Origin of the sequence: Shewanella cutis, from assembly GCF_022410515.1 — a bacterium.
GTDB lineage: Bacteria > Pseudomonadota > Gammaproteobacteria > Enterobacterales > Shewanellaceae > Shewanella > Shewanella cutis.
Window position 1 is genome coordinate 892,129 of sequence record NZ_JACSDI010000001.1, and the last position, 21,345, is coordinate 913,473.

General features: G+C 45.2%; 21 protein-coding genes. 7 read left to right on the forward strand and 14 right to left on the reverse strand.

What is annotated here, in order from left to right; all coding sequences use genetic code 11:
* Window positions 1-8: 8 nt before the first annotated feature.
* From H9J30_RS04045 to nudF, 4 genes are read right to left on the reverse strand one after another with little or no spacing between them, the layout of a single operon-like run.
* Window positions 9-584: a YqiA/YcfP family alpha/beta fold hydrolase gene (locus H9J30_RS04045; RefSeq protein ID WP_240129802.1), complete on the reverse strand. Its 576-nt coding sequence runs from the start codon at window positions 582-584 to the stop codon at window positions 9-11.
* Between the two features lie 26 nt (window positions 585-610).
* Window positions 611-1,447 (reverse strand): 3',5'-cyclic-AMP phosphodiesterase, encoded by an 837-nt coding sequence (gene cpdA, locus H9J30_RS04050; protein ID WP_240129803.1) that lies wholly within the window; start codon window positions 1,445-1,447, stop codon window positions 611-613.
* A 15-nt stretch (window positions 1,448-1,462) separates the two neighbouring features.
* The gene (locus H9J30_RS04055; protein ID WP_240129804.1) at window positions 1,463-1,903 is read right to left on the reverse strand and encodes a DUF1249 domain-containing protein; all 441 of its coding nucleotides are present in this window, start codon (window positions 1,901-1,903) and stop codon (window positions 1,463-1,465) included.
* A gap of 13 nt (window positions 1,904-1,916) precedes the next feature.
* Complete coding sequence (gene nudF / locus H9J30_RS04060) at window positions 1,917-2,519, reverse strand: ADP-ribose diphosphatase (RefSeq protein WP_240129805.1); 603 nt, start codon at window positions 2,517-2,519, stop codon at window positions 1,917-1,919.
* A 241-nt stretch (window positions 2,520-2,760) separates the two neighbouring features.
* Between nudF and tolC the strand changes: the two genes are divergently transcribed.
* Window positions 2,761-4,068 carry an outer membrane channel protein TolC gene (tolC, locus tag H9J30_RS04065; RefSeq protein ID WP_240129806.1) on the forward strand — a complete coding sequence of 436 codons (1,308 nt, stop codon included), beginning with the start codon at window positions 2,761-2,763 and terminating at the stop codon, window positions 4,066-4,068.
* Between the two features lie 83 nt (window positions 4,069-4,151).
* Here the strand turns inward: tolC and H9J30_RS04070 are convergent, their stop codons facing one another.
* From H9J30_RS04070 to H9J30_RS04080, 3 genes are read right to left on the reverse strand one after another with little or no spacing between them, the layout of a single operon-like run.
* Window positions 4,152-4,889, reverse strand: coding sequence for a TIGR04219 family outer membrane beta-barrel protein (locus H9J30_RS04070; RefSeq protein ID WP_240129807.1), 738 nt, complete (start codon window positions 4,887-4,889; stop codon window positions 4,152-4,154).
* 2 nt (window positions 4,890-4,891) lie between these two features.
* Window positions 4,892-5,860 carry a DUF2333 family protein gene (locus tag H9J30_RS04075; protein WP_240129809.1) on the reverse strand — a complete coding sequence of 323 codons (969 nt, stop codon included), beginning with the start codon at window positions 5,858-5,860 and terminating at the stop codon, window positions 4,892-4,894.
* An 11-nt stretch (window positions 5,861-5,871) separates the two neighbouring features.
* On the reverse strand, window positions 5,872-6,354 hold the full coding sequence (locus H9J30_RS04080; protein WP_011073653.1) for a copper chaperone PCu(A)C: 483 nt from the start codon (window positions 6,352-6,354) through the stop codon (window positions 5,872-5,874).
* 34 nt (window positions 6,355-6,388) lie between these two features.
* On the opposite strand from H9J30_RS04080, the gene H9J30_RS04085 reads away from it, so the two are divergent.
* Complete coding sequence (locus H9J30_RS04085; RefSeq protein WP_011073654.1) at window positions 6,389-7,126, forward strand: enoyl-CoA hydratase; 738 nt, start codon at window positions 6,389-6,391, stop codon at window positions 7,124-7,126.
* 137 nt (window positions 7,127-7,263) lie between these two features.
* Here H9J30_RS04085 and H9J30_RS04090 read toward each other — a convergent pair whose 3' ends face one another.
* The 5 genes from H9J30_RS04090 to H9J30_RS04110 all read right to left on the reverse strand — a co-directional run bounded on the left by H9J30_RS04090 (window position 7,264) and on the right by H9J30_RS04110 (window position 12,291).
* Entirely contained in the window at window positions 7,264-7,464 is a 201-nt protein-coding gene (locus H9J30_RS04090) for a PspC domain-containing protein (protein WP_011623980.1), read from the reverse strand.
* Window positions 7,465-7,609: 145 nt separating this feature from the next.
* Window positions 7,610-7,903, reverse strand: coding sequence for a hypothetical protein (locus H9J30_RS04095; RefSeq protein ID WP_240129811.1), 294 nt, complete (start codon window positions 7,901-7,903; stop codon window positions 7,610-7,612).
* 209 nt (window positions 7,904-8,112) lie between these two features.
* Window positions 8,113-9,120 (reverse strand): tRNA dihydrouridine(20/20a) synthase DusA, encoded by a 1,008-nt coding sequence (gene dusA / locus H9J30_RS04100; RefSeq protein ID WP_345795721.1) that lies wholly within the window; start codon window positions 9,118-9,120, stop codon window positions 8,113-8,115.
* 228 nt (window positions 9,121-9,348) lie between these two features.
* Complete coding sequence (locus H9J30_RS04105; RefSeq protein ID WP_240129812.1) at window positions 9,349-10,023, reverse strand: Fe2+-dependent dioxygenase; 675 nt, start codon at window positions 10,021-10,023, stop codon at window positions 9,349-9,351.
* A gap of 75 nt (window positions 10,024-10,098) precedes the next feature.
* Entirely contained in the window at window positions 10,099-12,291 is a 2,193-nt protein-coding gene (locus tag H9J30_RS04110; protein ID WP_240129814.1) for a TonB-dependent receptor, read from the reverse strand.
* Window positions 12,292-12,850: 559 nt separating this feature from the next.
* Here H9J30_RS04110 and H9J30_RS04115 point away from each other — a divergent pair.
* Window positions 12,851-13,315 (forward strand): chemotaxis protein CheX, encoded by a 465-nt coding sequence (locus tag H9J30_RS04115; RefSeq protein ID WP_240129816.1) that lies wholly within the window; start codon window positions 12,851-12,853, stop codon window positions 13,313-13,315.
* Window positions 13,316-13,492: 177 nt separating this feature from the next.
* Here H9J30_RS04115 and alr read toward each other — a convergent pair whose 3' ends face one another.
* Both alr and dnaB read right to left on the reverse strand, forming a co-directional pair.
* Window positions 13,493-14,569 (reverse strand): alanine racemase, encoded by a 1,077-nt coding sequence (gene alr / locus H9J30_RS04120; protein ID WP_240129817.1) that lies wholly within the window; start codon window positions 14,567-14,569, stop codon window positions 13,493-13,495.
* A 76-nt stretch (window positions 14,570-14,645) separates the two neighbouring features.
* Window positions 14,646-16,052 (reverse strand): replicative DNA helicase, encoded by a 1,407-nt coding sequence (gene dnaB, locus H9J30_RS04125; protein WP_011073663.1) that lies wholly within the window; start codon window positions 16,050-16,052, stop codon window positions 14,646-14,648.
* Between the two features lie 124 nt (window positions 16,053-16,176).
* Here dnaB and H9J30_RS04130 point away from each other — a divergent pair, with 124 nt between their 5' ends.
* The 4 genes from H9J30_RS04130 to H9J30_RS04145 all read left to right on the forward strand — a co-directional run bounded on the left by H9J30_RS04130 (window position 16,177) and on the right by H9J30_RS04145 (window position 21,277).
* On the forward strand, window positions 16,177-18,375 hold the full coding sequence (locus H9J30_RS04130; RefSeq protein ID WP_240129818.1) for a S46 family peptidase: 2,199 nt from the start codon (window positions 16,177-16,179) through the stop codon (window positions 18,373-18,375).
* 639 nt (window positions 18,376-19,014) lie between these two features.
* Complete coding sequence (hydA, locus tag H9J30_RS04135; RefSeq protein WP_240129822.1) at window positions 19,015-20,247, forward strand: iron hydrogenase large subunit HydA; 1,233 nt, start codon at window positions 19,015-19,017, stop codon at window positions 20,245-20,247.
* A gap of 12 nt (window positions 20,248-20,259) precedes the next feature.
* Entirely contained in the window at window positions 20,260-20,580 is a 321-nt protein-coding gene (hydB, locus tag H9J30_RS04140) for an iron hydrogenase small subunit HydB (protein ID WP_240129824.1), read from the forward strand.
* 13 nt (window positions 20,581-20,593) lie between these two features.
* Window positions 20,594-21,277 (forward strand): cytochrome b/b6 domain-containing protein, encoded by a 684-nt coding sequence (locus H9J30_RS04145; protein WP_240129826.1) that lies wholly within the window; start codon window positions 20,594-20,596, stop codon window positions 21,275-21,277.
* The last annotated feature ends 68 nt before the right edge of the window (window positions 21,278-21,345 follow it).

Below are 21,345 nucleotides of genomic sequence, written 5' to 3' on the forward strand. Positions count from 1 at the left end.
ACTATTTGTCAAGGTAAGTGTAAAAATTGGCTTACGGTTTGCAGATATCGCTCATAACCCACAAAACTGTGATCACCACCAGATTCTATCCGTAATTGACAATGGTGATACTTATGCAGTGCTTCACGATAATCCAGCACTTCATCGCCCGTTTGCAATAGTACCAAAAAACGCTCCGGATTGCGGATAACTGCGGTATTAAATTCAGCGACTTCCGCCTTATGTTCTGGCAAAACCTGATAATGCTCTTGGGTATAGGGGTTAAATTGCGGCCCCATAAATTCATCAAACAATTCAAAAGGCTTTACGGCCGGGTTTACCAACACAGCTCTGCCACCATAACGCTCAGTTAAATAACTGGCAAAGTAGCCCCCCAAGGACGAACCAATATAATTAAAGGACTCGTTCGCTTGCTGTGCCTCTTCAACATAGCTTTGCAGCAAGGCCATCGCGGCTTTGGGTGTATTGGGTAACTGTGGCTGATGAAAAGTGAGGAATGGGTGATACTCGGCCATATATCTTGCCGTTATCACCGCTTTATCAGAGAAAGGAGAACTGTTGAATCCGTGAATATAGAGCAGCATAGTTCCTCAAGCTGCGGTCACTCGCGTTAATAACCGCTGGAATCTTTATCGGGGGAAAACAGATTTCCCGGCACGCGATACACATTAGTGCTGATGCTACCATCGGCCTTAAGCTCCAGCAAACGATAACCTGGTTGCAGTCCATCAAGCGCAAAATAAGGGGATTGCGGTTTAAACTGAATGCAGGTTGAAGGCGTTGCCATTAACTGCAGCGCACGGTGAGGACCATCGTAATGGGTATCCAACTGTTGATGCACATGCCCCCAGAGCAAACCTTTAACCTGTGGATATTGAGCTACACGCCTTAAAAACTCCGCACCATTATCCATGCAGTGTTGGTCTAACCAGGCACAATTAACTAGGATCGGATTATGGTGCATCACTAGCAACGTATGATGTTCAGGGTGAGCAGCAATCGCTTGCTCAATGAGTTCAAACTGACTCTCCCCCATATGCCCACCGGGTTTTCCTCTCACGGTCGAATCCAGCATCAAAATTTGCCATTTGCCAACTAAGATTCGCTGCTGGCCAAAAACACGCTCGCCCTGCATATGAAGAAACATGATCCGCGGATCGTCATGGTTACCCGGAAGATAATGGCAAGGTAAATTGAGCGGGGCAACAGCAGACACAAATTGGCGATATGACTCAGGAGAATAATCTTGACTTAAGTCGCCTGTGGCGAGCATAAGATGTGCAGGATAATTAACCGCGCGAATCGTGTTGAGTACCGCGGCCAAACTCTTGCTGGTATTGACTCCCAGTAACTGAGCTTCAGGATCGGCAAAAAGGTGCGGGTCGGTGACTTGCACTATGCGCACACTTTCATCAGCTATAGAGTAAGAGATAGCCTCTTTCAGCACATTGAATACCCAATTCTAAGACTGGCAAACCAAACGTTGTTGACTGCCAATCTTCAATAATTCGCCCAGGAATGCATTTACCTGGTACTTCTCATCACTATGATACATACGTAAATTGGGATAATCATACACTGGGCGCAATTGGTAAATCTGTTGACCAGTTAACACTTCTGCTAATTTAGCATCATGATAAATTCTCACTAACACCTTGGGAATATTAACAAACTCCATGATTTGTAGTGGGCGTGAGATTTCAACTAATTGAGTATATTTGGTATTTTCTAAAATACGGATGACTAATACACCTACTTCACCTTCAAGCTGCCAAGACTGCCCCACGGCAATATCGAGTGGTAACCACTTTTGCATATAGCCATAGTTACGCCCGCATAGCGCTAAAAATTCGCTCACGTTGGGTTGATAACGCGGTTTTTGATGTGATGTTGAATGAGTCAAACCTCTTTCCAACCTAAACCAGTTGCTGATAGTTTAATTGCAACCACTGCAATCCAATGACGGTCGATGCATTGTCTATTTCGCCCGTAACGACCCCGTTATAGGCAGCCTCACGGTCCACAACATGCAATCGAATATCTTCGTGTTCGTCAGCTAATCCGTGCAAACCTTGCGCCTGTGATGAATCCACATCGGCCCAATAAAAGTAGAAACGTTCAGTACTGCCACCAGGGCTTGCAAGGTAACTATTCACAAAATGGATGTTGCGAGCGGTCAAGCCAGTTTCTTCAAACAATTCACGGTGCGCGACATCCATTGGCATTTCGTCAGGCGCAATCATACCCGCGACTAACTCCATAAGCCAAGGGGATTTAGTGGTTGCTAATGCTGGAAAACGAACTTGCTCAATCAACACAATTTTATCGCGCTTGAGATCATAGGGTAGCACAACGACCGCATGGCCACGCTCAAAGACCTCACGAGTGACAGGCTGACTCCAGCCTCCGGCAAAAAGCTTATGTTTGAAGGTAAATTGCTCTAAGGCAAAAAAGCCTTGATATAGTGATTTTTTTTCGAGGATTTCAATATCTGTTTGCGAAAAAACCTGAGGCTTCATATCTTATCCTTTACAGTTAAATTTTCGCCTATTATCAAGGCAATTTGGCTCGTTTTTAAATAAAATCTGTTACACTTCGCAGTTGACTTGAACGTGTGGGAGTTTTTAGACTCTACGTCATTAAGTTTTAGCTGTATCGGGAAGCGTCGGGAAGCGCAAACCGCCTTGGTAAAGGCATTACTTAGTCTAAACGAAGTTATAAATTTCTCCTTTTGGAGATTTTGTCTAATAAGGACAGCAAATGAAATTTAAGATCCGTTCTCTATGCGCAGCATTAACTCTAGCCGCTTCCGCTCATGCGGTTCAAGCAGATGATTTACTGCAAATTTATCAACAAGCACTGACGAATGACCCTCTGGTGTTGCAAGCGCAAGCGCAACGTAACGCTTTGTTTGAGAAAATTGAACAAAACCGTGCCCCACTGTTACCGACTATCAGTGCAAACGTGGGTTATGACAAGGCATGGAATGACCCTCGGGACGATAGCAGCGGACTGACTGGTAGCCTAAAGCTAAATCAAGTCATCTATGATCATAGTGCTTGGGTAGGTTTAAGCCTTGCCGAGAAAGCGGCCTCTCAAGCTGATTCTACCTATGCATCGGCACTGCAAAATTTAATCTCCCGAGTGACCAAAGCCTACTTTGATGTATTAACAGCCAAAGATAACTACGAGTTCCAAGGTGCAGAAAAACGCGCGATTGAGCGTCAACTTGAGCAAACTAAACAACGTTTTGCCGTTGGTTTAACTGCGATTACTGACGTTCATGAGGCACAAGCACAATATGACTTGGCCTCCGCCTCTGAAATTCTGGCTGAAAATACCCTCGCAAATAGCTATGAAGCGCTGCGCGAAATCACTGGTATCGATCACAAAGCCTTAAACGTGCTCGACACAAACCGTTTCTCTGCCGTTACACCCGCACCGAGTTCATCAACTGATTGGTTAAAAATTGCTGAAACCAATAGTGTCGATCTGATGACTCAACGCATAGGTAAAGATATCGCTCAAGAGACCATTAGCCTTTATAAAGCAGGCCACATGCCATCACTAAGCTTAAATGCAGGTTATGCTAAAGGTTTAGAGCAAAAATTAGGTGATGCAAGTGAACCTGATTTTGACAACATGAGCGTTGGCATCAATTTAAGCGTGCCGATTTTTGAGGGCTTTAAAGTGTCTTCTCAAGTCAAGGAAGCGCAATTCCAATATGTGGAAGCAAGCCAAAGATTAGAGCAAACCTACCGTGGTGTAGTGAAAAACGTTCGTAATAACTACAACAACGTAGGTGCGTCAATCAGCTCTATCCGTGCTTACGAGCAGTCAGTGATTTCATCCGAAAGTGCCTTAAAAGCGACCCAAGCAGGCTTTGAAGTTGGTACCCGTACCATCGTTGATGTATTGAACCGTACACGCGACTTGTACGACTCAAAGCGTAAATTATCAGACGCGCGTTACAGCTACATCAACTCGATTGTAGCGCTGAAACAAGCCGCTGGTACATTAAACGAAGATGATGTTATTGCCATCAACAACGGCCTAAAAGCTGAATAAGTTAAGCAAGACAGAGGTTAAGCGATAATCTCCAATAAAAAAACCGCCTTAGTTGGCGGTTTTTTATTGGTCACAGTTACAGCTTAGAAATCAATTTCAACACCGGCGAAATAGCCATCAAACTTAGTATCAGCACTAATGCCTGAGAAATTATTCACATCAAAGGCAAACTCCCGATAACCCACGCGCACACGGGTATCAACTGCTGCGCCATCAAACTGCCAGCCTAAACCGATTGCATAATCATGTACATTAGACTCATTCGCTCCAAGCATTAAATCTGCAAAGCCAAATAAGCCTAAACCCGGCATACTTAGATGGGTGCTGGCATACGCCATTACAATGCCACCATCCACATCTTTCTCTTCGGGGTGACCGGGATCTTGCACACGCAGTGAGCCGTTCATCAGTTTATAAGCTGCGCCCAGATCAAAAGATAAAATATCGTTATCCAGCAGCTCGTAATACAACACAAAATCGGTGTTGCTCAGATCGGTATAACTGGTCACATTACCTTTAAAATCGTGGCCATTGAAGCTGAAATCAGCATTCGCCAAACTACCTTTTTGATCAAGGCTGTTTTCACGGATTTTAAGATTTGGCACAAAAGGCAGTGGATGCTCAACGGCAAACCAATAGCTACCTTGCGCAGATGAGCTGTAGTCAAAACCTTGTTGTGGCTGACCTTTATCAGAAAAGGTACCGCTGGTATCAGCACGCCAGTAATCACCACCAATTTTAAAACCAACCACTGTTGCCGCGTGGGCTGAAGTGGCCATTAAGCATCCTAATACCGCACTAGCGAGGAATGTTTTTTTCATAATTAACCTTGAGAAAGCAAGTTCGTTAAATCAATCACCGCGGCATTCGCACGGGACACATAGTTAGCCATAACCAATGAATGATTAGCGACTAGACCGAAACCACTGCCATTAAGTACGACAGGGCTCCAAACCGTTTGCTGAGTTGCTTCCAGTTCACGAATGATCTGTCTTAAGCTCACTTCAGCATTTTTCTTTTTCAATACGTCAGCAAAATCGACTTCCACCGCACGCATAAAATTCAATAACGCCCATGATGCACCACGGCTCTCATAGAAGACATCATCAATTTTCCACCAGCTGGTTTTCACCTGATGGCTGGCTAAATTAGGGGTTGATTGACGTGCGGCATTATCCCCCGCTAAATCGGTGTTAAGACGTTCTTGCCCGACACTTGCCGATAACCGTTGCGACATACTGCCTAAACGTTTTTGCACTTCTTTCAACCACTCATTAAGGTTGTCAGCACGGGCATAAAACTGTGCATCCTGATTGTTCGGATCCATCATGCGCGCACGGTACAGCTTAAGCAGCTTAACACCATCGCGGTATTCGCTTTCTGCACTGGGTACTAACCAACTGGTATGGTCGATGTTTAACTTAGCCTGTGCTTCACTCAAATCCTTATCCGCAGTAGATTGAGATTGTGAGCGGCTAAACTCTTTACGCATAATCAGCGCCAAATCACGGGCTTGCTCTAAAGCCCCATACTCAAAGGCAGGCATGTTATCCATAAAAATTGAGGGTGGCGTCACATCGTTCGATAACCAGCCTCCTTGTTTATCCAGCAGCGTTTCGACCGTGAGGATCAAAGAGGTTGTAGTCGCATAACCGACGACATTCTTCTCTGTGGCCGTCAGTTCCTGGGGTGTCAAAGTATCAGGTTCAATACTCCACCACACACTTACAACGTAACCAACTAACACAACAAATAAAGCAACTCCGGTGACTTTCTTCCATGTTATTTGCATCAAGCGACTCCTTAATGATGGTGATGATGCTCGTGTTCGGCAGCATTCTCAGCCTGCTTAGCGACAGGCAATGTAATCGTCATATTTTCGCCATCGTTAAACTGTAATTGCAGCTTAACTTGCTGATCTAAGGCTAATGGCGCTTTCAGCCCAATTAACATGACATGCTCCCCTGACGGCATGAGGGTTAATGTTCCATGGGATGGGATATCAAAGCCTTCAACATGGCGCATTTTTACCATACCTTGCTCTTGAATCATGGTATGTAATTGCGCTTCGTTCGCCACATCAGTAGTCACTCCGATCAAACGAACGGCCTTGTCGCTATGATTTTCGAGCGTAAAATAAGCTGCGGTATTAGGTACTGTATCAGGCATTGCACGTACATGACCTTCGGTCATCACTACACTGGCGAAAACAGAAAATGATGCACAAGATAAGGCAACACAATTAAACATCTGTTTGAATATCGGTTTCAATGTCTTAAACTCCATGTCTACCCAATGTCGTCGTAAAGGAAAACAACCCATGAGTCATATACAGGTTCGGGATGATCAGGGCGTTCGCATTATCAGCTTTAATCGCCCAGATAAACGTAATGCACTTGATCTTAATATGTATAAACAGCTGACAGAATACCTGATCGAAGGTGAAGCAGACAACGACATTCGTGCCTTTATGCTCCATGGCGAAGATAATTGTTTCACCTCGGGCAATGATGTTGCGGACTTTTTAAAAAATAGTGACTTAGGTCCAAATCACCCCGCTGTACGCTTTTTATTTTGCCTATTGGAACTCAAAAAACCGCTGGTTGCTGCCGTCTCTGGTGCCGCGGTAGGCATTGGCACCACTGTGCTACTGCACTGTGATTTAGTCTATGCCGATAATTCGGCAAAGTTTCAACTGCCCTTTGTCAATTTAGCCTTAGTCCCCGAAGCGGGTGCGAGTCTACTGTTACCCGAGTTAGTGGGTTATCAAAAAGCGGCTGAACTTTTGCTGCTCGGAGAAAGTTTTGATGCCAATACTGCTCATAGGCTGAATATCATTAATGATGTTATCGCCCAAGAAGAGTTATTAGCTTATGCCTTTAACCAAGCGAAAAAACTGGCAAATCAGCCACCACAGGCGCTGCAAATTACCCGTCAATTAATGCGTCCACATAAAAACCGCGTACAACACCAAATGCATCAAGAGTTAGAGCAATTTGGCGCGAGACTTAAAAGTGATGAAGCCAAAGCAAGATTTCAAGCTTTTCTTAAAAAGTGATACTCACTGAGAAAGTATTCACTATTGGCATGAGGGTCGATGTGCCCTCTTGTTGATAGCATCCCGCTAAAGGCTGTGTCCATAAACTCATATCGGCAACCCCATTCACCTCCCTGATCGAGAGAGCAAAATTAGGATTAAATCGGTCTTTTCCATTGGTCGACAAGTAAAGCCAGTACAAAATACACTAACAGACTCACACCCGGCATAAACAGAATTGCACCCGCCCACACCACACGAGTCCAAAAGCAGGACCAACCAAATTGCCACGCCATACCAGAGGCAACACCACAAACCAAACGTTCTGAATTATCCATTCGCATTTGTGCTCGTTTCATTTTTAACTCCAATATATTCATGACTTACTTATCGCTGACACTGTGCCACTGAAACCAGCAGATAATTCCTGAAAACAACGCGAGGCTAATCACTGGTAGCAGTAGCAGAGTCATAAGAGGTGCTACAAACCACATAGGCAACTCCTTACTTATTTGCGCTATATTCGCCTGTTGCTGAAGACTCGTCTTGAGTATCCGCACTGAGTATTATCTGACTGTTGAAGTCATAGATGCTTTCAGCTAATTGTGTTTGCAGTGATAACACCAGTTCATGCTTAGTGTTGACTAGCAACTCCTGTGCTTGGGTACTGAGTGTTTGCTCAATGGCGCTCATAACATCTGATACCGGAGCCGCCTCTGCATGCGCCGTAACACTTGCCATTAATGCACCGAATAACACACTCACTTGAACTGATTTTTTAACGTTTGAAGTAAACATGATGTCGTCCCTTTCCGATTAATTAACTTGACATAGGGACTATTACAAAGGACGTGCCAACTTATCAAAAACAATTTAAATTGTTTATTTTCAGAGATTTAATATATTTAATTTTGATAACCTGATGTAAAGGATATTGTTCAAGAAATGTTAAGTGGTGAAAAATACTACAAGCATTAGTCAATCTCACCACTTTTCAAATCGAATAATTATTGCGCAACCAAATCGGTTTGCACGCTCTGATAGGCCAATTTAACTACCTCAATACCAGCGCCATTTTTATGGGCATTTTCGCTCAAATAACGACGCCAAGTGCGCGCACCGGGTAAGCCTTGGAATAAACCAATCATATGCCGAGTGATATGATTTAAGCGCCCGCCCGCCTGCAAATGAGCTTCGATATAAGGCAACATCGCCTCAATCACGGCTTCACGGCTAATCACCGCCTTCTGGCTGCCGCAGAGGATTTGGTCAACCTGCGCCAACATGTAAGTATTTTGGTAAGCCTCACGTCCCACCATCACACCATCTAAGTGCTGCAAGTGAGTTTTAGCTTGTTCAAGGCTCGTTATGCCACCGTTAATGCTGATATTGAGCATCGGATAATCACGCTTGAGCTGATACACGCGGTCGTAGTCTAAGGGCGGGATCTCACGATTCTCTTTCGGGCTTAAACCTTGCAACCAAGCCTTGCGCGCATGAATAATAAACTCACCACACCCTTTAGCCATAACAGTATCAATAAAGTGAGTCAAAAACTCATAGCTATCCTGCTCGTCAATGCCGATACGTGTTTTTACCGTAACAGGAATATCAACTACTTGCTTCATGGCATCGACACACTCAGCCACCAGCTCAGGTTCGGCCATCAAACAGGCACCAAAGCGACCGTTTTGCACCCGATCGGAAGGACAGCCCACATTGAGATTCACTTCATCATAACCGCGCTCAGCGGCCAGTTTGGCGCAGCGAGCAAGTTCAGCAGGATTCGAGCCCCCCAACTGCAATGCAAGAGGATGCTCTTCTTGGTTATAGGCAAGATAATCACCACGGCCATGTAATATCGCGCCAGTGGTCACCATCTCGGTATACAACAAGGCATTGGCCGACATTAAGCGAGCAAAATAACGGTAATGACGGTCTGTTAGATCCAACATCGGTGCAATGGAAAAGGTGCGATCGAACGTTTTGCTATCATTAAGATTATTTTTCAACACGTGACTATCAACTCAAGTAATTAAAATTTGCTAACTAATTGTTGTTTTAAGGGATAAAGCGCCCCAAATTAAGGCCAAGCATGCCCAATGAACACCAAGCTTAAAAATAGAAAAACAGCAAACGAGCTAAAGTTTGCTGTTTTATTGCCCTTCAGAGCTAGCGGGATTATACCCTAAACCGCCCACTTTGGGGAGATGAAGCGAGGAGAGAAGCTTAGCTTAGAATCACTACAACTCGCTCCAACATCTGAGTAAGTTATGGTAAACCCCTGTCAGATTAAACAACTCTTGTTCAGGCGCAGCCTGGGCAGTCAACGCTTGAATCGATTGATCGAGTTGAAATAACAAGCGGCGCTGCCCCTCATCACGCACCATACTCTGTAACCACATAAACGCGCTGGTACGTTCACCGGATGTGACTGGAGTAACCTGATGCAAACTGGTTGACGGATATAACACTAAAGATCCCGCCGCCAGCTTAATACTCTGCTGCCCATAGGTATCTTGGATCACCAGCTCACCACCTTGATAAGTGTCTGGTTCGCTTAAAAATAAGGTGGCTGATAGATCGGTACGCACCATACCATCGCTAGTCGAGCGAATCGCATTATCGATATGATAGCCAAAGGTTTCTCCGCCTTGATAACGATTAAACAAGGGAGGATAAAACTGTAACGGCAGCGCCGCCGACACAAATAAAGGATGGGCCAAGAGGCGCGCCATGATCAGCTCACCGATTTGAAGTGCTACAGGATCATCTTTGTCTAACTGCTGATTACGTTTGCGGGTACTCGCCATCACGCCTGAGGTCTGATTGCCATCAATCCAAGTGCGGGCATCGAGCTGCTCCCTTAGCTGATTGACTTCTTGTTTAGAAAAAACATTTGGAATTTCAATAAGCATTTCAGAATCCTATTGGAATAGCATAAACATCAAAGGCAGCTCTAGGGCTGCCATTCAGATCTCGATTAATGCTGCTTAGAAGCGCATATCGGCACTTAACATCACTAAGCGTCCAGGCGCCATATTGGCAAAATGAGCGGTGTACGCTTTATCATAATAACGCTCATCCGTCAGATTCTGCACGTTCAGGCGTAATGTCATGAATTCGCTCATCTTATAAGATGAGGTCAAGTCAAAACGCCAGTAGGATGGAATCGACAGCGTATTAGCCGTATTACCATAAACTTTACCCATATAGTACGCGCCCGTACCGACTGTAAAATCCTCAGTCACGTCGTAAGTCGTGAATAAACTTAAGCTATTTTTAGCGGTATTAGGGAAACGGTTACCATTAAGCGCTGCGTTATAACCATTGCTTTCCAGCGTCGCATCCAAATAGGTATACCCACCAAAACCATGCCAATGCTCAGTAAAGTCACCTGAGAAGCCGATTTCAAAACCTTTCACTCTTTGCTCACCGACGTTTTCCTGCGGCGCGTTACGATCGCCAGAGGTCGCTACTCGAGCATTGTTTTTCTCGATTTGGAATACAGAGCCATTCAGAGATAAACGCCCCTCCCAAAGGTCCCATTTAGTGCCTAACTCGTAGCTTTCGGTATCTTCTGGTTCTAAATCGGCGTTGGTACTGCCTAGGCGATCAGCGCCATCACCATTTGAGGTCCCTGGGGGGTTAGAAGAAGTACCCCAAGCGGCATAAATACTGCCATTTTCAGCAGGCTTATAAAGAACCGATAATTGATAGTTAAAGAAGTCAGTATCATTACTGAATTGAGAGGTCGAATTTTCAGCACTAGTGCTGTAATCGTCCCAACGGATCCCCGCATTCACCATCCATGCTTCGGTTAACTCAATGGTGTTAAAGGCATAAAGCGAGCGAGTGTCGGTTTCTGTGACTGTCGCATCAGTGCCGAGTGTGATCTTCCCAACCCAAGGATCATGCGGATTTGGATTATCCAGCAGCGTACAGTTGTAGTTATCTAGCATTGCCTGATTACAACCCGCGTTGCGGCCATTGCCCGTATCGACGGTGTAACTCAAATTGCTGGTACGTTCGTTACTGAGTTCAGTACCGACGGCAAAACGGTTAGTCATTCCCGCAAGTTTTGCTTCACCCGAGAGTTGCAATTGAGTCGCTAAGGTCTTTGTGACCGAATGGCGCGACTTAGTGTTTCGCCATACATACCCCTTCGCGACGTTACCCGTGGTGTCGTCAGGGTTGGTCACAATATAGTAATTGCTGTTGCGACTATAGATGGACGTCGAAGTAAACTGCATGTCATTGTTAAAATCGTGGCTAATCAACACTGATGCCGTATCGTCCATCGTGTCACGAAAATCCCGCGATAATAAGCCATAGAAATTGTCGGGATCGACATCGGCAGGTTTTCCTGTCGCCTGATCGTAGGGAATACCATAATCAGGAATATCATGGTTTTCAAAATGATAATATTCAAGGGTCACTTTAGTCGGCGTCGTTAACCCAAAAGTGACTGACGGTGCAACACCCCAACGATTACCAGTAACCTCATCGCGCCCAGGAGTATCGGCATCGTGAGCCATCATGTTAATACGGACCGCAGCTTCATCGGTAATGACATGGTTGATATCAACATTGGCACGTTTGAGGGCATCAGTCCCCACTGCAACGTCGGCGTTAATAAAATCTTCAGCCTGTGCTTTTTTGGTCACAATGTTGATGCTACCACCAACTGCGCCACGGCCGTTGTAGACTGAGCTTGGGCCTTTCAGGACTTCAATTTGTTCAATGTTAAAGGTTTCACGGCTTTGTGAACCCACATTACGCATACCATTGATAAAGGTTGAAGATTGGGCATCGTAACCACGGATAAAAGGTCTATCGCCATAGGGATTGCCACCTTCACCTGTACCTAAGGTAATACCAGGCGTCGCCCGCAGCGCATCAGTAAAACTCTGGGCGCCCATATCCTTGATTAGATCTTGATTAATAACGGTAACGGTTTTCGCGGTATTGAGTAGGTCTTCGGTAAATTTACCCGATTGTACTTTACGGGTGTTATAACCTAAGTACTCACCGTTCACTTCAATATGTTCAACTTTTTTATCAACGACTTGTGCCTGCTCAGCTGCCATAGTAGGGATTGCAGAGGCTGCCATACCTATGGTTAACGAACCTAAAACATGGGCACCAAGCGTGACCCGACCATTACGGCGTTTTGCAAATTTCATTAAAAACATTCCTGTTGCGGACTATACCCTGTAACAGATGTCCCCCACCTGTTAATCGCCCGCTAATATATGTAAAATATTTCTTGTGATCAATAATTATTATCATTTGCACTATAATTTAATGCAAGTCACAATTTAAGTGGTTAATTGCTGTTAGGAATTAAAGCAATACTTTCACTAAACTTATGGAATCAATGACATAAACAGTGAAAATGATGGATATTTATCATTAAAACCTTAAATCTATGGCGAAATTTTCGGAAAAGGAGATTTGCAGAACAGCATTTCATATCGTCAAACTTTAGATGGAAACTCGCGATCGCACTAAAATGGGGAAGTATGCAGAAATGTGATCCGCTTTTATCCCATCAGGGTTTACTTTGTTGAAATGACTTTTACGATAAATAACAAGAAAATCGTGAAATTAACCTCACATTTCTATTTGTGTCATCTAAGCTGATAGAGTGTGATTAAGATTGCTGTGGTCAAGCCACTTTTCGACTACCCTTAATTACGTGGTGACCATAAGGCTTAAGTTCATAAGAGGACACACTGGAGCATGAACGTCAATTTTATTAATCCTTTTTTGCAGTCGCTGCTCAATGTTATTTCGACCATGGCCAGCCTAGAGCTCACGCCAGGTAAACCACAAATAAAAACTGACAACTTAGCCAAAGGCGATGTATCAGGTTTAATTGGTATGGTTGGGCCGCAAACCAAAGGCTCACTTTCAATTACGTTTGAGCAAAAACTCGTACTGCAAATCATGCAAAATATGCTGGGTGAGAACCCCGGCAAAATAAATGAAGAAGTGACTGATTTGGTGGGTGAAATCACTAATATGGTTACGGGCGGCGCAAAAAATCTTTTAGGACAAAAGGGTTACGAATTCGAAATGGCAACTCCAATGGTAGTGTCAGGCCAAGGGCATACTATTTCCCATAAAGCCAACGGCACCAAAATCATCATGCCATTTACCAGCTCGTACGGAACCGCATATATCGAAGTTTGCTTCGAAAGTTAATGAGAGCGTGCAACGCCAAGTCATAACATTGGGTTTATGTTGTACTAAAACCTCGCGTGTTGGGTAACGTTTATTAATAATGTTTGCCTAAACTATAGCGGTGCAAATCAATTAACCTTATGCTAAATAAAGAAAAACGGCGCATTTGCGCCGTTTTGTTATTCTTATAGCATCAGGCTATGCTAAGCAAACAGCGACTCTCGGAGTCAGCTTAGTCACTAGCTCATAGGCGATAGTGCCAATATGCTCAGCGACTTCTTCAACAGGTAAAGCCTGACCCCAAAGCAAAACATCATCACCTACCTGATCTGTTGCATCATGGCCTAAATCCACTGTTAACATATCCATAGACACACGGCCAACAATCGGCACTCTGCGGCCATTTATCCATACAGGCGTGCCTTCCGGTGCATTACGTGGATAGCCATCACCATAACCAATCGCGACAACGCCAAGACGAGTATCTTGTTTGGCTGTCCAGTAACAACCATAACCTACGGGTTGATTCGCTTTGTGCTCGCGCACCGCTATCAAACGTGAAACCAAGTTCATTGCAGGGATCAAACCATGATTTGCGCCGCAATCTCCAGTAACGGGTGACACACCATACATCGCAATGCCTGGACGGATCCAATCACCTTGGCTCTTCGGCCAATAAAGCGCACCCGCAGAGTTGGCTAAGGTTCTAAACCCAGGTAAATCCGCAGTTAACTGGTTAAAAGTGTGCATTTGCACTTGGGTATAATGATTGTCGGGCTCGTCGGCACAGGCAAAGTGAGTCATCAGATGGATAGGCTTGGCGACATTTTCACAGGCCATCAAACGCGAATAAACCGCTGAGAACTGTTCAGGCGTGACCCCTAAACGATGCATCCCCGAATCGACTTTTAGCCACACTGTGACAGGTTTCGTTAAGTGTGCCTGTTCTAACATCTCGATTTGCGATTCGTGATGCACCACAGTATCAATATCGTGCTCCACCAGCAAAGGTAAGTCTGTGCTGCGAAAAAAGCCCTCAAGCAATAATAAGCGCGCCTTAATACCGCCTGCGCGCAGCTCTAATGCCTCTTCCAAACGGGCTAAGCCGAAACCATCGGCATTGTTTAAGCATTTGGCGACATTTAATAATCCATGACCATAACCATTGGCTTTCACCACAGCCATGACTTGACTGCTGCTCGCCTGCTGGCGTAAAACGGCGAGGTTGTTTTGCAGTGCACTACTGCTAATTTCTGCTCGGGGAAAAGGTTTCAAAATTTGCCTTGTCTATTTGGAAAAGTCAGGAAATACAAAGAATACATAAGCCACGCTTATCTTCTAACACCGGGAATTAATCTTCTTCAAACTGAGGACCTGCATAGTTATCAAAACGGGAAAACTGACCTTGGAATGTTAAACGCACTCGTCCAATCGGGCCGTTACGCTGTTTACCGATAATGATTTCTGCCGTGCCCTTATCCGGAGAGTCGTTGTTATACACCTCATCACGGTAAATAAACATGATGAGATCCGCATCCTGCTCAATAGAGCCTGATTCACGTAAGTCAGAGTTAACAGGGCGCTTATCGGCACGTTGTTCGAGCGAGCGGTTAAGCTGGGAAAGTGCGATAACAGGGATCTCCAACTCTTTTGCTAATGCTTTGAGAGAACGAGAGATCTCAGCAATTTCAAGGGTACGGTTGTCCGATAATGCAGGTACTTGCATCAGCTGCAAGTAGTCGACCATGATCATCGATAACCCGCCATGTTCGCGGGCAATACGGCGGGCTCGGCTGCGTACTTCAGTGGGCGTTAAGCCCGAACCATCATCGATATACATCTTGCCCTGCTCAAGCATAATACCCATGGTTGAGGATACCCGCGCCCAATCCTCATCATCGAGTTGTCCAGTACGGATTTTGGTTTGGTCAACACGCCCTAAAGAGGCCAACATACGCATCATGATCTGTTCTGAGGGCATCTCGAGGCTGAAAATAAGCACGGGCTTGTCTTCATTCATCGCCGCCTGTTCACACAGGTTCATCGCAAAGGTGGTTTTACCCATCGACGGACGCGCGGCGACGATAATCAAGTCGCCAGATTGGAAGCCAGCCGTCATTTTATCGAGATCGCTAAAACCACTCGATACCCCTGTCACACCGTTGTGCGGGTTATTGTAGAGCTGCTCAATTTTATCGACGGTCTTTTCAAGAATGGTTTTAATGCCTTCGGGACCTTCGTTGGCATTGGTGCGCTGCTCGGCAATCTTAAAGACTTTACTCTCGGCTAAATCGAGTAAAGCGCTGGAATCACGGCCTTCGGGATTATAACCCGCATCAGCAATCTCATGGGCGACGCGGATCATCTCGCGTACTACGGCGCGCTCACGGACAATTTCAGCATAGGAAACAATGTTACCCGCGCTCGGGGTGTTTTTGGCAATCTCACCCAAGTAGGCAAAGCCGCCCGCTTCTTCGAGTTGGTTTTCAAGTTCAAGTTGTTCGGAAACCGTAATTAAGTCGATGGGTTGGCCAGTTTCGACTAAACGGTGCATGGCGGCAAAAATCATCCGGTGCGAGCGAGAATAAAAATCCTCTTTAACTACCGTTTCAGCCACTTTATCCCAAGCGTCGGCGTCTAACATGAGGCCACCTAATACCGATTGTTCAGCCTCAATTGAATGCGGCGGCAGCTTGAGGCTATCGACCTGCAAATCCCTTGGCTTACTCTTAGGCTTAAAAGCACCTTGTTGTGACATTAACACTCCCGATTTCCAACAACTTAACAAAATATGATATAAAACCCGCGTCAAGCAAACAGGTTGTTTACACAAACCTGTTATCTCTCCCAACGGACACACTAACTAAAAATAAGGAAAGAACATGCGTATTGCATTGGTTGCAGCCTTAGTACTGACCTCTGGCATAACAACTGCCGATGAAGGGCAATGGCAACCTTATCAAATGCCTTCTATTGCAGACAAACTCAGCGCGCGTGGAATTGATATTCCCGCAGACAAGCTGGCCGATCTCACCAGTTACCCAATGAACGCCGTTGTCGGGCTGGGCTATTGTACCGCCAGTTTTGTCTCGCCCCAAGGGCTAGTTGTGACAAACCATCATTGTGCCTACAAGGCGATACAATATAACACTAAGAAAGAGCATAACTATCTCGAACAAGGCTTTTTAGCCACCTCAATGGATAAAGAACCTTCGGCTGGCCCCAATGAGCGTTTATACATCACTGAAGCCGTGACGGATGTCACCAGCGAGGTGACAAAAGACTTAAGCCCAGATCCACTAAAACGTTATGAAGAAATTGAGAATCACAGTAAAGCCTTAATCAAAAGCTGTGAGGCCGATGATAACTACCGCTGTAATGTTCGTAGCTTCCACAATGGCTTGGAATATTATCTGATCAAACAATTGATGATCCGCGATGTGCGCCTAGTATACGCGCCACCTGAAAGTGTTGGCGGTTATGGTGGTGATATTGATAACTACGAATACCCACGCCACTCGGGTGATTTTGCCTTCCTACGGGCTTATGTGGGTAAAGATGGCAAGCCCGCAGCTTACGCGGAGGATAACATTCCTTATACGCCCAAAAGCTATTTAAAAGTGAATGCTGATGGCGTGAAAGCGGGCGATGGTGTGTTTGTGGCAGGCTATCCTGGCACGACCAACCGTTACAACCTCACCAGTGAGCTTAAATTTGCTAGCGACTGGCTGTATCCAACACAGGCAAAACGTTATCAATTACAGATTGATACCATTGAAGCCATGGGGCAGAAAGATGCCGACATCGCCATTAAATATGCGGGCAATATGGCGTCAATGGCGAACCGCATGAAAAAGCTCAACGGTCTACTTGCCGGTTTTAAAGCCACGGATATCGTGGGCATTAAGCAGCAACGTGAAAATGACTTTCTGGCATGGTTAACCAAAAACCCAAACCTTAACCAGAATCTCATCAGCGAACTAGAAGTGTTACTGGCCGAGCAGCAACTGCAAACTCAAACCAATTATTATTTCACCAATGCTCAATCGAGCACGCTACTCACCGCGGCCAACAACCTCTATCGCCTAGCCAAAGAAAAGCAAAAGAGCGATGCTGAGCGTGAAATCGGTTACCAAGAGCGCGACTTAGCCATGTTCAGCTCACGCTTAAAACGTATCGATTCTAGTTTTGATGTTAAAGTCGATAAAACCCTGTGGTTACAAGATTTAAATGCTTATTTATCACAGCCAAATCGCGTTACAGCCTTAGACAATATGCTGAATTTGGACGATAAAAACGTTAGCCTAGAAGCGAAACTCGATGGTTTATATTCGCTGACCACTCTGACAGACCAAGCGCAACGTTTGGCCTGGATGGACGCCGATGCTAAAGCCTTCGAAACCAGCAGCGATCCGTTTATCCGCCTTGCAGTCGCGCTATACGACACCAATATGGCCCAGGAAAAGGCAGAAAAAATCCTTGCGGGTAAATTGTCTACCGCTCGCCCGGCCTATATGGCTGCCGTTATCGACTACTACAAAGCCAACAACTGGCCAGTGTATCCCGATGCTAACGGTACGCTGCGCATCAGCTACGGTATGGTCGATGGTTATCAGTCCCGCGATGCGCTCTATAAACAGCCATTTACTCGCCTCGATGGTATTGTAGCCAAGCACACTGGCGTTGAGCCCTATAATGCCCCGAAAAAATTGCTCGATGCAATTCACGAGCAACGTTTTGGCGATCACTTAGTTAAATCAGTGTATCAAGATCCCCGTGGTTGGATTTGCCGTCTGTTCTCTTGCTTAGATAAACCAGAAGAATTTAACTCAGTGCCGGTTAACTTCTTATCGAGTGTCGATACCACGGGGGGCAACTCAGGTTCGCCAGTCTTCAACGGTAAAGGAGAACTCGTTGGTCTTAACTTCGACTCTACCTATGAAGCGATTACCAAAGATTGGTTCTTCAATCCAACCATAACTCGCGCAGTTCATGTGGATATCCGTTATATCCTATGGATGATGGATGAAGTTGACCATGCCGATAATCTGATTAAAGAACTGGATTTAGTGAGGAACTAATTACTGATTAGTATTTTTTGATAAATGATAATGGAATTACCCAAGATTAAACCATTTTATTTAATCAGTATAAATTAAGCATCTTTCAAAACCGTTCAAGGAATACTCCTTGGACGGTTTTTTATTTAAGGTAATTTATCAATTTGTGATGTACCGCATTATCAAGTCACCATAGACTTAACCAAATCATCTTAATTAGCATTATTTAAAGCAAGGCTAAACATGGACAATTTGTCTAACCTAAAATTAAAAACCAGTGATAAACCCCACATTAACCAACAAATTTCAACTTAAGCCTTTTAAATACAAAAAATAGTGATAGGAAACCAATAGAAATCAATCAAAATACTGAATTAAAACAATAAAAATATAATAAACCAATGTAAAACCATCAAAAAAAATATTATTTTCACTTCTAAAAAAACCTAAAAAACCGCTAATAAAACCATTAAAAACGCCTGCTTTATCAAAAATAATGAAACTTGATCGCCATCATGTTTTTACCACTTTCAATTTCCTATCATCCCGCCGTCTAAAAATTCAAAAATAAGCTTTTGTTGCCAACATAAGCTGCTTAATAAATACATTAAATAACACTGAACACTTAATTCAGGTTGAAAATGAGGAACGCAAAATCCTATGACAACGACAACTTATCAACCGGGAGAAATCCAAGGGCTGATCAAGATTAATGCATCCAAATGTAAGGGATGTGATGCCTGTAAACAGTTCTGCCCAACCCATGCCATTCATGGCGCTTCGGGTGCAGTACACTCTATCGATGAAGATAAATGCTTAAGCTGCGGACAGTGTTTAATCAACTGCCCCTTTAGCGCTATTGAGGAAACCCACAGCGCCCTTGAAACCGTGATTAAAAAGCTTGCCGATAAAAATACCACTGTGGTCGGGATTATCGCGCCTGCGGTGCGAGTAGCGATTGGTGAAGAATTTGGTTTAGGCACGGGCGAACTCGTGACAGGTAAGCTTTACGGTGCCATGAATCAAGCAGGCTTTAAGATTTTTGACTGTAACTTCGCCGCCGATTTAACCATTATGGAAGAAGGCAGTGAGTTTATTCATCGCCTGCATGCCAATGTGAAAGGTGAAGCAAACGCAGGCCCATTGCCGCAATTTACCTCCTGCTGCCCAGGCTGGGTGCGTTACCTTGAAACCCGCTACCCTGCACTTTTACCCAACCTATCGACAGCTAAATCACCCCAGCAAATGGCTGGCGCTGTCGCCAAAACCTACGGCGCCAAGGTATATCAAATGCAGCCAGAGAATATTTTCACTGTCTCTGTGATGCCTTGTACCTCGAAAAAACTCGAAGCCTCACGCCCTGAATTTAACTCGGCTTGGCAATACCATCAGGAACATGGGGGGAACTCGCCTTCGTACCAAGATATTGATGCTGTGCTGACCACAAGGGAAATGGCTCAATTGCTCAAAATGCTCGATATCGATCTCGCGAATACCGAGGAATATCAAGGCGATAGTTTGTTCTCTGAATACACTGGCGCGGGCACAATTTTTGGAACAACCGGCGGGGTGATGGAAGCGGCGCTGCGTACCGCCCATAAGGTACTTACAGGAACTGAAATGGCTAAGCTGGAATTTGAACCCGTACGCGGGCTAAAAGGCGTCAAATCAGCCTCTGTCAGTCTGTTTGATACAGAGCTTAACCAAGATGTGACCGTCAATGTCGCCGTAGTGCACGACATGGGTAACAACATCGAACCCGTGCTGCGCGATGTGATGGCGGGCACTTCGCCCTATCACTTTATCGAGGTGATGAACTGCGCTGGCGGTTGCGTCAACGGCGGAGGCCAACCTATTGAAGGTAAAGGCTCTTCTTGGCTGGGTAACATTTAACGGGAAACAGAAATGAACAAGAAAAAACACCTATTTGCCGAGGACAGTTTCTTTCTGTCACGCCGTAAATTTATGGCTGTCGGCGCTGCGTTTGTGGCTGCGCTTGCGATCCCCATCGGCTGGTTTACCTGCAAGCTTGAACGCCGTAATGAGTACATTAAGGCCAGAAGCCAAGGGCTATACAAGGACGACAGCCTAGCAAAAACCCGCGTCAGCCATGCTAACCCCGCGGTAGAAAAATACTACAAAGAATTCGGTGGCGAGCCATTAGGACATATGTCCCACGAGCTACTGCACACCCACTTTGTCGATCGCACCAAATTAAACTCTTGATTGGAGATGATAAATGCATCAAGAACATGATATGAGACCTATTTTAAAACATCCGCTAAACGTCAGGATCTTCCACTACATCCTGCTGCTCAGCTTTTTGCCGTTAGCCGCAACAGGTTTGTTATTGTTTTTTAAACCGCTTTCCCAGGAAGGTATGCAGCTAACCTATGATGTGCACATCATTGCAGGGATTGTTATGGCCCTCGATGCCGTGGCATTTACCATCATGGCATTCGATCGAGTGGTACAGTTTATCGCCCGCGTGTTTAGCTTCTCAGGGCGTGATGTGAAATGGTTTATGGTGTTAGGCGGCTACCCTCAGAAATTCTTACTGGGTAAAAAAGTGCCTATTCCACCAATGAACAAATACAACTCTGGCCAAAAGCTATTTGGTGCCTGCGTACTGATTGGCGGCACCGTGCTTATCCTCTCCGGTTTAGTGCTGTGGCTCATTCCCCACGCTGCGCCGCGGGATATAGTGTGGTTTTTAGGTCAGGCCCATCTAGTGTCAGGCTTAGTGTTAACCGCCTTCTTGCCCGTGCATTTATTCCTTGCGGTGTACCGCTTTGATGATTTCAAGGCCATGATGATCCACGGTAATGTGCCTTACCATGATGCCGCCGAGTACACCCCTTTGTGGGTTAAAAATGAAATTGCCCCCGTCGCCACTAACGGTGAACAACTGACCAGCAAATAGCTAAGTCTTCTGCGGCAGTTGCACACGACTGCCGCATTTTCGCATTCACACTCAAGGGCATAGATAAC

Bases quoted from the DNA above. Each gene is read 5' to 3' on its own strand.
- hydB (WP_240129824.1), top strand. From the start codon at position 20,260: ATGAACAAGAAAAAACACCTATTTGCCGAGGACAGTTTCTTTCTGTCA.
- H9J30_RS04110 (WP_240129814.1), bottom strand. From the start codon at position 12,291: ATGAAATTTGCAAAACGCCGTAATGGTCGGGTCACGCTTGGTGCCCAT.
- hydA (WP_240129822.1), top strand. From the start codon at position 19,015: ATGACAACGACAACTTATCAACCGGGAGAAATCCAAGGGCTGATCAAG.
- H9J30_RS04145 (WP_240129826.1), top strand. From the start codon at position 20,594: ATGCATCAAGAACATGATATGAGACCTATTTTAAAACATCCGCTAAAC.
- H9J30_RS04105 (WP_240129812.1), bottom strand. From the start codon at position 10,023: ATGCTTATTGAAATTCCAAATGTTTTTTCTAAACAAGAAGTCAATCAG.
- H9J30_RS04095 (WP_240129811.1), bottom strand. From the start codon at position 7,903: ATGTTTACTTCAAACGTTAAAAAATCAGTTCAAGTGAGTGTGTTATTC.
- H9J30_RS04075 (WP_240129809.1), bottom strand. From the start codon at position 5,860: ATGCAAATAACATGGAAGAAAGTCACCGGAGTTGCTTTATTTGTTGTG.
- H9J30_RS04070 (WP_240129807.1), bottom strand. From the start codon at position 4,889: ATGAAAAAAACATTCCTCGCTAGTGCGGTATTAGGATGCTTAATGGCC.
- H9J30_RS04130 (WP_240129818.1), top strand. From the start codon at position 16,177: ATGCGTATTGCATTGGTTGCAGCCTTAGTACTGACCTCTGGCATAACA.
- H9J30_RS04085 (WP_011073654.1), top strand. From the start codon at position 6,389: ATGAGTCATATACAGGTTCGGGATGATCAGGGCGTTCGCATTATCAGC.
- dnaB (WP_011073663.1), bottom strand. From the start codon at position 16,052: ATGTCACAACAAGGTGCTTTTAAGCCTAAGAGTAAGCCAAGGGATTTG.
- H9J30_RS04045 (WP_240129802.1), bottom strand. From the start codon at position 584: ATGCTGCTCTATATTCACGGATTCAACAGTTCTCCTTTCTCTGATAAA.
- H9J30_RS04115 (WP_240129816.1), top strand. From the start codon at position 12,851: ATGAACGTCAATTTTATTAATCCTTTTTTGCAGTCGCTGCTCAATGTT.
- H9J30_RS04090 (WP_011623980.1), bottom strand. From the start codon at position 7,464: ATGAAACGAGCACAAATGCGAATGGATAATTCAGAACGTTTGGTTTGT.
- nudF (WP_240129805.1), bottom strand. From the start codon at position 2,519: ATGAAGCCTCAGGTTTTTTCGCAAACAGATATTGAAATCCTCGAAAAA.
- H9J30_RS04080 (WP_011073653.1), bottom strand. From the start codon at position 6,354: ATGGAGTTTAAGACATTGAAACCGATATTCAAACAGATGTTTAATTGT.
- tolC (WP_240129806.1), top strand. From the start codon at position 2,761: ATGAAATTTAAGATCCGTTCTCTATGCGCAGCATTAACTCTAGCCGCT.